Origin of the sequence: Hymenobacter translucens (assembly GCF_020685205.1) — a bacterium.
Taxonomy (GTDB): domain Bacteria; phylum Bacteroidota; class Bacteroidia; order Cytophagales; family Hymenobacteraceae; genus Hymenobacter; species Hymenobacter translucens.
The window spans coordinates 390,615-402,150 of sequence record NZ_JAJERB010000003.1 but is presented as its reverse complement, the minus strand read 5'-3'; the positions used below and the strand labels follow the sequence as shown (position 1 = coordinate 402,150).

9 protein-coding genes are annotated in these 11,536 nt (G+C 63.9%); 3 read left to right on the top strand and 6 right to left on the bottom strand.

All coding sequences use genetic code 11. The annotated features are described in order from the left end of the window. Positions 1–131: 131 nt before the first annotated feature. From LJY25_RS08930 to LJY25_RS08920, 3 genes are all read right to left on the bottom strand, one after another. Positions 132–1,313, bottom strand: coding sequence for a PAS domain-containing sensor histidine kinase (locus LJY25_RS08930; RefSeq protein ID WP_227607976.1), 1,182 nt, complete (start codon positions 1,311–1,313; stop codon positions 132–134). 276 nt (positions 1,314–1,589) lie between these two features. Further along, positions 1,590–3,101, bottom strand: a complete 1,512-nt coding sequence (locus LJY25_RS08925) for an NHL repeat-containing protein (protein ID WP_227607975.1) — start codon at positions 3,099–3,101, stop codon at positions 1,590–1,592. Between the two features lie 39 nt (positions 3,102–3,140). Further along, positions 3,141–4,346 (bottom strand): tail fiber domain-containing protein, encoded by a 1,206-nt coding sequence (locus LJY25_RS08920; protein ID WP_227607974.1) that lies wholly within the window; start codon positions 4,344–4,346, stop codon positions 3,141–3,143. Positions 4,347–4,490: 144 nt separating this feature from the next. Here LJY25_RS08920 and LJY25_RS08915 point away from each other — a divergent pair, with 144 nt between their 5' ends. Then, positions 4,491–4,988, top strand: a complete 498-nt coding sequence (locus LJY25_RS08915; protein ID WP_227607973.1) for a hypothetical protein — start codon at positions 4,491–4,493, stop codon at positions 4,986–4,988. Positions 4,989–5,238: 250 nt separating this feature from the next. On the opposite strand, the gene LJY25_RS08910 is transcribed toward LJY25_RS08915, so the two are convergent. Continuing rightward, positions 5,239–6,975 (bottom strand): T9SS type A sorting domain-containing protein, encoded by a 1,737-nt coding sequence (locus LJY25_RS08910; RefSeq protein ID WP_227607972.1) that lies wholly within the window; start codon positions 6,973–6,975, stop codon positions 5,239–5,241. Positions 6,976–7,306: 331 nt separating this feature from the next. On the opposite strand from LJY25_RS08910, the gene LJY25_RS08905 reads away from it, so the two are divergent. Further along, entirely contained in the window at positions 7,307–7,924 is a 618-nt protein-coding gene (locus LJY25_RS08905) for a hypothetical protein (RefSeq protein WP_227607971.1), read from the top strand. Between the two features lie 286 nt (positions 7,925–8,210). Then, complete coding sequence (locus LJY25_RS08900; RefSeq protein ID WP_227607970.1) at positions 8,211–9,971, top strand: T9SS type A sorting domain-containing protein; 1,761 nt, start codon at positions 8,211–8,213, stop codon at positions 9,969–9,971. 113 nt (positions 9,972–10,084) lie between these two features. On the opposite strand, the gene LJY25_RS08895 is transcribed toward LJY25_RS08900, so the two are convergent. Both LJY25_RS08895 and LJY25_RS08890 read right to left on the bottom strand, forming a co-directional pair. Then, positions 10,085–10,609: an MOSC domain-containing protein gene (locus LJY25_RS08895; RefSeq protein WP_227607969.1), complete on the bottom strand. Its 525-nt coding sequence runs from the start codon at positions 10,607–10,609 to the stop codon at positions 10,085–10,087. 139 nt (positions 10,610–10,748) lie between these two features. After that, on the bottom strand, positions 10,749–11,459 hold the full coding sequence (locus tag LJY25_RS08890; RefSeq protein WP_227607968.1) for a VIT1/CCC1 transporter family protein: 711 nt from the start codon (positions 11,457–11,459) through the stop codon (positions 10,749–10,751). Between the last annotated feature and the right edge of the window lie 77 nt (positions 11,460–11,536).

The following is an 11,536-nucleotide window of genomic DNA, read 5'->3' as shown; positions in this document are numbered from 1 at the left end:
AAAAGGTCCCGGCGGAAGCAGCGCGGGGCCTGGGCGGTTCCGGATAAAGCACACGGCCCCCCGGATGTTCCGGAGGGCCGTGTGGGGTGAATTTGGAGCGGAAGCTGACGGGAGCTGACCCTGTGCCTGCGCTAATCCAGGTCGATAAAGAAGGTGGTGCCTTCCCGCTCCTTGCTTTCCAGCCAGATCTTGCCCTGGTGCAGCTCGACAATCTGCTTGGTGATAAACAGTCCCAGCCCGGTGGTGGTGTCGCCGTACAGTCCCGACCGGGAGGCCGTGCTGAACTTGTCGAACACGTGGGGCTGCAGCTCCTCCGGAATACCCAGCCCGGTGTCCTTAACCACCAGCCGGGTGAGGCCGTCGTGCCGCTTGAGATGCACCCGGATCTGGCCTCCCGCCGGAGTAAAGTTCATGGCGTTGGTGAGCAGGTTGTCGAGAATGCGGCCAAACTTGTCGGCGTGGATGTTCGCGAAGATGGCTTCCGCCGGCAGGTCCAGTATCAGCTCAATGCCTTTGTCCTGGGCCGCTACCCGGAAGACCAGCAGCCGTTCTTCCAGGAAGGCGCCCAGGTCGGTGCGGTGCTTTTCCAGCTTGGTAGCTTCCAGCTGGCCAAGGTAAAGCACGTCCTTCAGCAGCATGCCGGCCTCGGTGCACGCCTTGCCAATAAGCGTCAGCAGCTTGTAGACTTCTTCCCGGGCCGGCTCCAGCTCAATGCTGCTCACCCCGGGGTCCCGCCGCAGCAGGTCCACCAGCAGCTCGATGTTGTTGAGGGGGCTCTTGAGGTCGTGGGCGGCCAGGTGCAGAATCGTTTCCTGGGCGTCGTAGAGACGCTTGTGCTTGATGGCCAGTGCCTTGCGCTCCGATATGTCTTCCAGGGTGGTGTAGCCCAGCTCACCTTCCGCATCGGGAAAGAGCACCGAGGTTACCTGGCACCAGAACGAGGAGCCATCCTGCCGCACCAGACAGGTTTCCAGCACAAAGCTGGGTTCCCGGTGGCTCCACAGCCGCTTCTGCAGCTTGTCCCAGTCGGCCACGTGGTCGGGGTGGGCAAACTCCAGGATGCGGCGGCCTACCAGCCCGGCCGGGGTATCGAAGCCCAGCATGGACGCCAGCGCCTGGTTGACCTGGCGCATCATCAGCGTGGGGTCGATAATCTTCTGGCCCAGGGGAGAGTTTTCGAACACCGTCCGGAACCGCGCCTGGCTTTGGTCGGGGTCAGCCGCCGAGCGGAGCTTGGCGTTTTCGGCCTGCAGCTGCTGCAGCTCGGCGTGAAGGGTCTGGTAGTTGGTAGTAGAGGGCGTAGAGTCGGGCATAGCGGGCTAAGAAAGCAACAACCGACCCGAAAGCATACGGGCTGGCAGCGGCGAACAGGCCAAGGTAAGTCTTCCCGGCTAAGCATCGCCTTTGCAACTAACATTCCGGAACAATGTTGCCGGGTCGGGTAGCCATGCAGCCCGGCTCCCTGGCAGGCAGCCGGCATGGGGTAAGTAAGAACAAGCATTCTAGCTTGCGCGGCTTCCAAACTAAAACGGCCGCCCCGAAATCCGGAGCGGCCGTTATGGGATACGCTTTCCAGGGATGCTACTGCACTACTTGCGGCTGGCCGGAGCAGCGGCTTTCCCGGCGACGGGGGCTTTGCCCGCGCCCGATAGTTTGGTCAGGAACAGGGCGCCGGTATCACCGGCCGCAGCCCGGGCGGCGGCTCCGAGGGTAAGCGTACCGTTGAAGTAGCCGCTGAGAAACACGTCCCCTTTCGGGCTGAGGGCCATGCTCATGGTCCGGTGCAGATTGTGTGCCTTGCTGCTGGTTTCCTTAACCCAAAGACGCTGGCCTGCCGAACTGTACTTTGCTACGTAGGCGTGCGGTACGTGAGGGTTATACTGGATTGAAGCCCCTCCGCCCAGATCCACCGGCGGCACCTCGCTATACGTGCTGATGTTGCCCGCGAGGTAAACGTTGCCGGCTCCGTCCACGGCCACGCCGGCGCTTTTGTCCTCGAAGTCATTGCCGGCGCGCTGAATCCATTGCGGCGTACCATCGGCTCCGTATTTAGCCAGGAAGAAGTCGGCGTGGTCCCCCTTCCGCCGCAGCCGGATTTTGCCGGTGGTCAGGGTATCGCTATCAAAGCTGGCGGCCAGGTACACCTGCCCGCTGCCATCGACGGCCACCGTAGGCTCGGTTTCCTGCTCCGTCCCGCCGGCCTGGCGGGCCCACTGCACCGCGCCTGCCGGGCTGTACTTCACCAGGAAGACGTCGGAGCCGCCATTGGCGTATTCATTGGTTTGGCTGGGAATGGTCACCAGCGTAGTCGAACCAAAGGTGACCTTGTCCCAGAAGATGCCGGTCAGGTAAATATTGCCCGCCGCATCGAGGGCTACGTCGGACCCGATCTGGTCGGGCCCATTGGCCTGCCAGGCCCATAGCGGCGTACCCGCCGGGTCGAGCTTGACCAGGAAAGCCAGGTTTGGCTCATTACCGGTCGTCGCCGGGGGGGCTTTAAGGCTGAACGGGCCGAATGAGGCCTCCATAATGAGCGAGCCGGTCAGGTAGGCGTTGCCGGCCGCATCCAGGGTCAGCGACTCCGGACTTACGGCGCCCTTAGTCTTGCCGAAGTTCCGGGCCCACTGCACCGTGCCGGCCGCATCGTAGCGGACCAGAGCCAGATACTGCGATTCGGTGTCGTTGCTGGTAAGCGTAATGCTGCCAAACGTTGCGTGCGCCAGGTAGGGTGCCACTACGTAGGCATTGCCCGCCTGATCAACCGTCAGGGTTTTGGCCAGGGTGCTCTCGAGCTTCCGGGCCCACAGCACCTTGCCCGCCGGGTCGTATTTGGCCAGAAAAGAGCTCAGGTCAGAATTGTCGCTCCCTGCCCCCGTCAGGGTGATATGCCCCAGGGTGATGCCCTGCATGTAGTGACCCAGCACGTAGCTGTTGCCGGCGCCATCGGCGGCCACCCGGCTAAAGTTGACTTCCCAGTCGCTAATCGCGTTGGAAGCCGGCTTGCCCATTTTCTGAACCCAACCAAAGTCCGGGGTCTGGGCGGTACAAAGCAGGCTGCTGCCGAGAAGGCTGAAGGCCAGCAGGAAGGAACGGTGAAGCATAAAAAAGCAGGTGGCAAGAAAACGGCAGGGAATAGGTGCCTACGCGCGCCGGCGCAGCAGCAGGCCCAGCCCGCCAGCGGCCAGCAATAGCGCAGCGGCCAGGGGCAGGCCGGCGGTGCTGGGCGACTGTTTCTGCTCCAGGGCCGTCAGCCGGGCTTTCAGCGCCTCGTTCTCGGCTTTAAGCGACGTCAGCTCGGCGGCCTGCTTTTGGGTGCGGGCGTCGAGGGCCTGCACGCCGGCCAGGGCCACGCCGTCGGCATCCACAGTGCCGATGCTAATGCTATCGGAGCCCAGGCCGAAGGCCTTGTGAAAGTCCTGGGCCACGGGCCCCATGTGGCGCACGGTGGCAGGGTCGGTCTTGTAGCTCCAGCGGGTCAGTGGCACGAGGCGCAGGCGAGCCAGCACGTCCTCGCCCAAAACGGGCTCAAACCGGTGCTTTTTGTTGCGGTCAGAGACATTGGTCCAGACACCGGAGTTGTGCAGATAGGCGCCGGAGGAGGTCGCAATCAAAGCCGTGGGCTGGCCCCAGTCGGTGGTAAGGTTGCTGGCGCTGGTGGTACCCGGCAGGATGCTCACCCCCCGGGTAGGAAGGTAGCCGTTCGTCGAGCTGGTGGTACCGCCCGTAACCATCCGGAACCCGCCGGTGACGCGCCACATCGCCGCGTGGTTGGTTTCGACATAGAACTCATCCGAATAGTCAGAGGTGCTGTTGTTGTCCACTACCGAGCGGTCGGCAAACACAAAGGAGCCTTGCCGGGGGGAGCCGTTCCCATTACCACGCGTGTTGGCATGGTAGCCGAGCGCAACAGAATTGGCACCAAGGGCAGAACAAGACTCGCCCATGGCAATACTGCCGGTGTTGGAGGCCGCCACATCTTTGCCGACGGCGAAGGAATGGTCTCCCAAGGCCCGGGCGCTATTGCCCATTGCTACTGAGTAGAGACCAATGTTAGCGTCGTCCCACTGCGTGCCGTTCACATATCCGGCGCGGAACGAGGCTTTACCCGGATACCAGAACAGCCGGGTACCGGCCCCGCTGGCAGGAGTGCCGTTGGTAGCCCCACTGTCGTAATCGCCACCGAGGTAGAACGTGCCGTTTTTGGCCAGGTACAGGCGGGTGACGGGCGTGGGCGTACCGGGGATACGGCCCGCCATGAGCGTGTCGGGCGTCTGGGCGAAGGCAGTGGCGGGCAGCAGGCCGAGGAAGGCAGCGCCCAGGGAAAAGGCCGGGACGAAGTGTTTCATGGAAAGGAGGAAGCTGGGAATTCCCGCAAGGTAAAGTTTTGCCCCAAGCCGGAAAATATTTCAGATATTACTATTGACTTACATAGGGCGGGTCAATAGCTTACCGGGGTATTCAATTCTTTAATCATTAAACGCTTACGTATCATGGCAAGAGTATCCAACAACATCATCACCCAGGGCCTGAGCGGTACCATCGGCGGCACGCTGGTCTTCCGGCAGGTAACGGGGCGTACCATCGTGGCCGCTGCACCGCGCGAATCGGAAAAGGCGCCTTCCGCCCGGCAGCTGGCCCATCAGGAGCGGTTCCAGATGGCCGCGCTGTATGCCAAAGCCCAGCTGCTGGATGTAGCCAGCAAAGCCGAGTACGACGCGGCCCGCACCCCCGACAGCTCGGCCAGCGCCTACGCTATTGCCGTAGCCGACTTTATGCAGGCACCCGACATTCATCAGATCGACCTGAGCGACTACCAGGGTCAGGCTGGCAACACGATCCGGGTACGGGTTACCGATGACTTCAAGGTAACCAGCGTACGGCTGCGCATCGAGAACGGGGACGGCTCCTGGTGGAGGAAGGTTCCGCCACCCCCGCCGCGAATGGCCTTGACTGGACGTATACCGCTACGGCCAGTAACCCCAGCCTGAATGGTGACAAAATCACAATCACGGCCACTGACAAGCCCGGCAACGTGCGCATCGATCGGCAGGTGCTGTAGGGGTCAGCTTGGTTTTGTACTAGTTCACGCCCCTGTTGGCATCGGCTGACAGGGGCGTTTTGGATATAGCTCCATCGAACCTACCCTTACTCTACTCCGAACGAGCCTCCTCGGGAAAATACAAACCAACACGGCCGCCCCGGATTCCGGGGCGGCCGTGTTGGTTTGATTCGTTGCTTTTACTCCACTACCAGTTTCCCGGCGTAGGCGAGGCCCTGGGCATCGGTGGCGCGCAGGGTGTAAAGGCCAGGGGCTAAACCCCGTACCGATACTGCAGCCGCGGCCGATACCGTCGTTTCCCGGGCTACGCGGCCCAGCGCGTCGAGCAGCTGCACGCGGGTGCCGATGGGCAGAGCGGGCACGGAAACAAGGTGAGTAGCGGGATTGGGGTAGAGGCCCAGGGTGGCGGGGCGGGTGGGTTGCGCTGAAGCCAGCACATTGTCGGTAAAGGATGCCAGAAAGCCGCCGTAGGTGTTTGCCGCCGTGGGCATGGTCTGGGTACCGAACCGGGAGGCCCCGTTGGCTTGTCCGCCCACATATACGGTGCTGCCACTGACGGCCAGGGCCTCGCCTTCGTCGGGGAGCGTGCTGCCGGCTTCCTGGGCCCAGGTAAAGCTGCCGGTGGCGCCGGCATCGGTCAGACGGGCCACGAAGATATCGGCTCCGCCATCGGCACCGATGTTGGTGAGGGTAGTAGCCCCGAAGGGAGAAGAGAGGCTGCGGAAGTTGCCGGTGATGTACACGCTGCTGCCGCTGACGGCAATGTCCGTGACCTGCTCGATGTCGGTGCCCCCGGCCCGCTGGGCCCAGGTCCAGGTTGAAGCACTGCCGGCATCCGTAAGCTTGGCGACGAATATATCGGGCGAAGTATTGGCTATGGCATTGGTAAGCAGCACGGAGCCGAACCGGACCGTGGGGCTGCGGAAATAGCCGGTCAGGTACACGCTCGGGCCATTTACCGCCAGGGCAATGGCTTCGTCATAGTCGGGTCCGCCCACGCTGTGGGCCCAGGTAAAGCCGGCGGTGGTGCCTGCGTCGGTGATCTTGGCCAGGTACAGGTCAGGGCTGCCGGGGTCGGACTGGTTGGTGAGGGTAATAGCGCCGAAATTCATGGTGGGGGCACGAAAGGACCCGGCCACGTACACGTTCGGGCCGGCCACGGCCAGGGCCGGGGCTGGTTCCATGGTGAAGCCGGGCGAGCCCGTAGCCTGCACCCAGCTGAAGGCGGCAGTGGGGCCCGCGTCGACCAGCTTGGCCACGAAGGCATTGGCCCCGGGGTTGTTGACGGTGATGCTACCAAAGGTGGCCTGGCGCTGGCTGGTGCCGGAGAGGTACACGTTGGAGCCGCTGACGGCAATGTTGCCGGGAAAGTCGTCGTAGATACCGCCGGCCTGCCGGGCCCAGGTCCACGAGGCGCTGGTGCCCGCGTCGGTGAGCTTGGCCACTACGATGTCGCCGCTAAAGCCCGGGGCGTTGTTGTTGGGCAGGGTGATGCTGCCGAAGCTGACAGCCCCGATAAATGAGCCGGTAACGTACACGCTGCCGCCGCTCACGCTGATGCCCGAGCCCTCATCACTGCGGCTGCCCCCGGCACCCTGCGCCCAGGCGAAGCTGGCGGTGGCGCTGCTCCACTTAGCTACGAACAGGTCGTACTGGCCGTTGCTGGTGAGGCTGTGGCTGCCGAAGCTGACGGTGTTGGTGAAGGTGCCGGTGAGGTACACGTTGCCGGCCGGGTCGGCGGCAATGGCCAGCACCCGGGTGAAGCCGGTGCCCTGGCCCGCCGCCACCACCCGCTGCCAGGCAGGGGAGGTCTGGGCCTGGGCGCCAGGGCTAGCCAGCAGCGCGAGCAGCAGGAACAGCAGGCCGGCGGCCCGTAGCCGGAGCGGGTAGGATAGGCGGGGGAGAGATAGAGTCATAGGAAAGGGTAAGTGAATGGGAGGGTAAGTATGGGCAAAGCAGTAAGCAGGCTACAGTGCGTAGCCTTCGTCGGGTTAGCGTACCAGGCTCAGGGCTGCTAAGGTAGTCAGCAGGAGTTCCACTTCCCCGGTTTTGAGCTGCTTGAAGCAAGCTGCTGGCCGGGAGGGGCTGACCGGCCTTCGGCCACCCAGCGCAGGCCGGTGCCGCCCTTTGGTTGAAAATAACAGAAGGCGGTTGGTCCGGTATCTTGCTGGGGCGATTTTCGGGGTAGAAAAGAACGGCCGGGCGTACTACTTTTGGAGCACCCCTGACCACCCATACCCCGCTCTCATGATTTTCTTTGGCACCAACGGCACCGTCCGGCGCACCGAGCCCTTGCCCGGCGTAGCCTGCCCCAGCTGTGCTACTTCCGGTTCCCTACACCTGAGTGTGGTTTGCCGGTATGCGCACGTGTACTGGATTCCTACCTTTCCCATCGGCAAAAGCGTGGTGGGGCAGTGCACCCATTGCCAGAAGGCCTGGCTTGCAAACCAGCTTCCCCCGGCGCTGGCGGGAGCGGCCACCGCCCTGAAAAAGGAAACCTCGGCTCCGCTGTGGCACTGGTCGGGGCTGGGCATCCTGGCCGTGCTGATCGGAATTGGTTTGGTTGCCAATGCCCGGGACGACCAGGACGATGCCGCCTATCTGGCGGCCCCCCGGGTGGGCGACATCTATACCGTCCGGGCCAGCGACACAACCAGCAACTACTCTTTGCTGAAGGTGGTCAGCTGCAAAGGCAATACCCTGGATCTGGTAGCCAACGAGTACGTGATTAACGATCCTACTCCCCTGGATGACCTGAACTCCCCGGACAAGTACAGCAAGGAGCCGATGTCCCTGACCCGGGCCGACCTGCAGATCATGCTGAACAAGGGCCAGCTCACCGACGTGGACCGGCTGGGCGAGTAGCGGTCTGCTACTACTCGGAAGTGAGGGCAGGAGCCCGGCGCGTTTCGGCACTGGCTGCCGGCATCACGTAGGCCTGGCCGTGTATGCCGGCAGAAGTCACACTGCAGCCGGGCGGGAGGCTGCCGGCCGGAGGGATTGTCGGGCAGTAGGACCGGAGGCCGGGACGGGGCGCCGGAGGCCCATCCGATGACCGCAAAATCCATGTCACGCGAAGGGGGGTGTTGTCCTTGGCTGGGGTAGGCGAACGGTGAACCTTGGCTCATCGTTCACCTAACCCTTTCACCGTATGTCCACTTTACGCCAAAGAATTCTTCCGCTCCTGGTTTTTGGGGCGCTGCTGCTGCCCGGCCGGGTGTTTGCGCAGCAAGACGCGCTGGTCTTTCAGAAACAATGGGACCAGATGGCGCGGGAGCATGCCCGGGTAGCGGCCCCGGTAGCTCCGTCGGCGGTTTCCGCCCTGCGCAACGGCCCCTGTGACCTGGCCCCCAACGGCGACTTTGAGGCCCAGGGGCAGGCCCCTACCCGCATCAACAACGTGGGTGGCGGCTCCCCGGGCGCGGGGGTGCCCAACGACCCCATCCCCTCCCAGCTGCAAAACTGGATTTCGCCCACCGCCGGCACTCCCGACTTCTACGCCAACAACGGTACCACGGCCGACATCCGGCCGGCTACGGCTATCTACGGGCCTTTCGTGCCGTTTGCCGGGCAGGGCAGCGTAGGCCTGGGAGCCCGGATGGAGTACGTAGACGCCGGCGGCAACTGGCGCGACCGGGTAGCCGAGTACGTGGAGGCGCCGGTAAGCCTGACTCCCGGCCGGTACTACGGGCAGTTTCAGGTAGAGCTGACCCGCAACGCGGCGGCCTCCAACTGCGGCTTTAACAGCGGCTTTGGATTTCAGCTGTCCAACGGGCGGCTGCCGGGTGCCAACGACGGCATGCGGGACTTTCTGCCGCTGACCTTCGTTGGGGTGCTCAGCACCCAGCCCGTCGACCAGAGCTACGTGGATTCCTGGCACCGGGTGTCGGGTCAGTTCACCGTGAGCGGCGAAAACACGCTTACCCTGGGCTTCTTCAACCCCGACAGCCCGGACTACTTTCCCCTGCCCGGCCGCAACCCCGACGTTCCCAACACCTACGTCTTCGTCGATAACGTTGAGCTGTTCCGCATTCCGACGGCCGGCCCCAAGGTGGTTTGCTCGATGCAGGCCGTAGAGATTGGGGAAGGCTGCCCGATTCCCGGCGCCACCTACGAATGGCGGGTGCGGGGCACCTCGACCGTGATTTCCACCAGCCTGCCGGCCACCGTAGCCCCGACCACCACGACTAGCTACGAGCTGACGGTTATCCTGCCCGACGGCTCTACCTATACGACGTCCACGTCGGTTTCGGCCTGTCCGGCTCCTCCCTGCCCGGCGGGCAGCGGCCTCGGCGGTCAGCTGGAGTTTGCTTCCGAACTCGGACCCATTGCCTATCCTCCCGGCTCTCCCAGTCAGAACGACTACGACGACTACTGCTACTCCCAGCGCTTCAGCTTCACGGTGCCGGCCGCTCAGACGACCGGGGCTACGGGCTACGCCTGGGTGGTAAGCGGCTTCGACGTAACCAATGGCAATGAGGTGACCGGCTACACCGAGAGCGGGCCGACTATGTCCTTCGTGCCGATTTCCACCTACCCCAACCGGCTGCGCAACGTGAACGTCACCTGCATCATCAGCTACGGTTCCGGCTGCGCCAGCGGGGAAAGCTATAGCAGCTTTACGGTGGTCAGCGCGGATGAGTATGGTAACCAGTGCGTGATGTACCGTGCCCCGGGCCAGCCAAAGCCCACTACCAAGCTGGCCTTCCCCAACCCGGCCGTCGACTTCCTGACCCTGCCCGCGGACGTGCAGCAGGTTGAGCTTATCAACCAGGCCGGGCGCGTCGTGCTCACCCAGCAGCAGGCTCAGGGTGGTCGTCTGAACGTAGCGTCGCTGCCCGAGGGCCTGTACATGCTCCGCACGCTGCAGGAAGGCAAAGTGGCTACCCAGCGGATTCAGATCCGGCACTGATTCCGGGTTGAGTCCCGCTAAACAAAAAAGGTCCTGCCGGCTGGCAGGACCTTTTTTGTTAGGGTGCCGTCCCCGCGGCCGAACCAACGGCCCCGGTATGGATCGGGCAGGCGTCAGGCGGCCGGCTCTACCATCCTTACTACGTCGCCGACCCGCAGCCGGCCGCCCTGCACGATGCGGGCAGTAAGGCCCCCGTGGCCCCGCATGGCGTTGTAGCCGCCGGGGCCCAGCTCTTCCTCCATCCGGGAGCAGGGGTGGCATTCCCCGGTGATTTCCAGGATTACCTCGTCGCCCAGCTGCACCCGGCGGTTTTTCAAAGCCAGCAGGTTCAGCCCGCTCACGACCAGGTTGCGGCGCAGGCGGCCGGGGTCCACGGACCCGTTCTGGCCCAGAAAGCCCGCTACCGCGGCCAGGTGCTCGTGCTGCAGCAGCGTCACCTGCCGCTTGCCCCCGCTCTTGACGCGGGCATGGTCGCCTTCGAGGCGGGCGTCGGTCAGCACGTCCACCTCAATCAGGCTTTGCAGAGGCTCCCGCCGGGCCGGGCGGATGCCAATCCACTCCACCCGTCCGGTCTGGGGAAGCGTGGCCAGCATCTGCGCAATTTTCGATTTGTCGTCGCCAAAGAAAGGAAAGGGCATGGGTTACTGGGCTGATGAGAGAACGTGTTGGAATAGGCGAATGGGGACGTACAGGTTGATTGGAGATGGGTAGAGGAAGGGAGAACGACTGTTGGGCGTTGCCCGGTTCAACGCAACAGCCATTTTCCCGGTCAGCCTATCACCCTCCGATCCACTGGGCTACGAAGTACGCGGCGCCGGCGGCCAGGGCGCCCACCCCGGCCATCTTGAGGGCGCCGGTTACCGGGGGCTGGCCGGTCATGCGGCTTTTCAGGTAGCCGAATACCAGCAGGCACAGCAGGGTGATGACGGCCGACCAAAGCAGGCCCTCGGTGGGCGTGTCGGTCACGAAATAGGCGCTCAGCGGAATCAGGCCGCCCACGGCGTAGGCAATGCTGATGGTGGCGGCGCTTTTCCACGCCTGCCGGGGGTCGGGTTTTTCCAGGCCCAGCTCGTACTTCATCATAAACCGCACCCACTGCTCGGGGGAGGCGGTCAGCTCCTGCACGGCCAGCTCCCGGGTGGCTTCCGACAACCCGATTTCGGCCAGCAGGTCGCGCACCTCGTCCCGCTCCACTTCGGGCACCTCGCGCACCTCCCGGTACTCGCGGGCCAGCTCGGCCTCGTAGTGGTCGACCTCGGTGCGGCCGGCCAGGTAGCCGCCCAGTCCCATGGCAATGGAGCCCGCCACGATTTCGGCCAGCCCCGCCGTAATCACCAGCCCCGACGACTGCACGGCCCCGCTCAGACCGGCGGCCAGGGCAAAGGGTACGGTGAGGCCGTCGGAAAGCCCGATGACAATGTTCTGGAGCATGGCCGAGCTGGTCAGGTGCTGTTCAGGATGAGGGTGGGCGTGGGGATGGGAATGCATAGGAGAAACGGATGCCGAGGAAAGCAAAGCGGTATGATGGGCTACGGATAAAACCGCCAGCCGGGGAAAATGGCCCG

Bases quoted from the DNA above. Each gene is read 5' to 3' on its own strand.
- LJY25_RS08910 (WP_227607972.1), bottom strand. From the start codon at position 6,975: ATGACTCTATCTCTCCCCCGCCTATCCTACCCGCTCCGGCTACGGGCC.
- LJY25_RS08900 (WP_227607970.1), top strand. From the start codon at position 8,211: ATGTCCACTTTACGCCAAAGAATTCTTCCGCTCCTGGTTTTTGGGGCG.
- LJY25_RS08890 (WP_227607968.1), bottom strand. From the start codon at position 11,459: ATGCATTCCCATCCCCACGCCCACCCTCATCCTGAACAGCACCTGACC.
- LJY25_RS08930 (WP_227607976.1), bottom strand. From the start codon at position 1,313: ATGCCCGACTCTACGCCCTCTACTACCAACTACCAGACCCTTCACGCC.
- LJY25_RS08920 (WP_227607974.1), bottom strand. From the start codon at position 4,346: ATGAAACACTTCGTCCCGGCCTTTTCCCTGGGCGCTGCCTTCCTCGGC.
- LJY25_RS08895 (WP_227607969.1), bottom strand. From the start codon at position 10,609: ATGCCCTTTCCTTTCTTTGGCGACGACAAATCGAAAATTGCGCAGATG.
- LJY25_RS08925 (WP_227607975.1), bottom strand. From the start codon at position 3,101: ATGCTTCACCGTTCCTTCCTGCTGGCCTTCAGCCTTCTCGGCAGCAGC.
- LJY25_RS08915 (WP_227607973.1), top strand. From the start codon at position 4,491: ATGGCAAGAGTATCCAACAACATCATCACCCAGGGCCTGAGCGGTACC.
- LJY25_RS08905 (WP_227607971.1), top strand. From the start codon at position 7,307: ATGATTTTCTTTGGCACCAACGGCACCGTCCGGCGCACCGAGCCCTTG.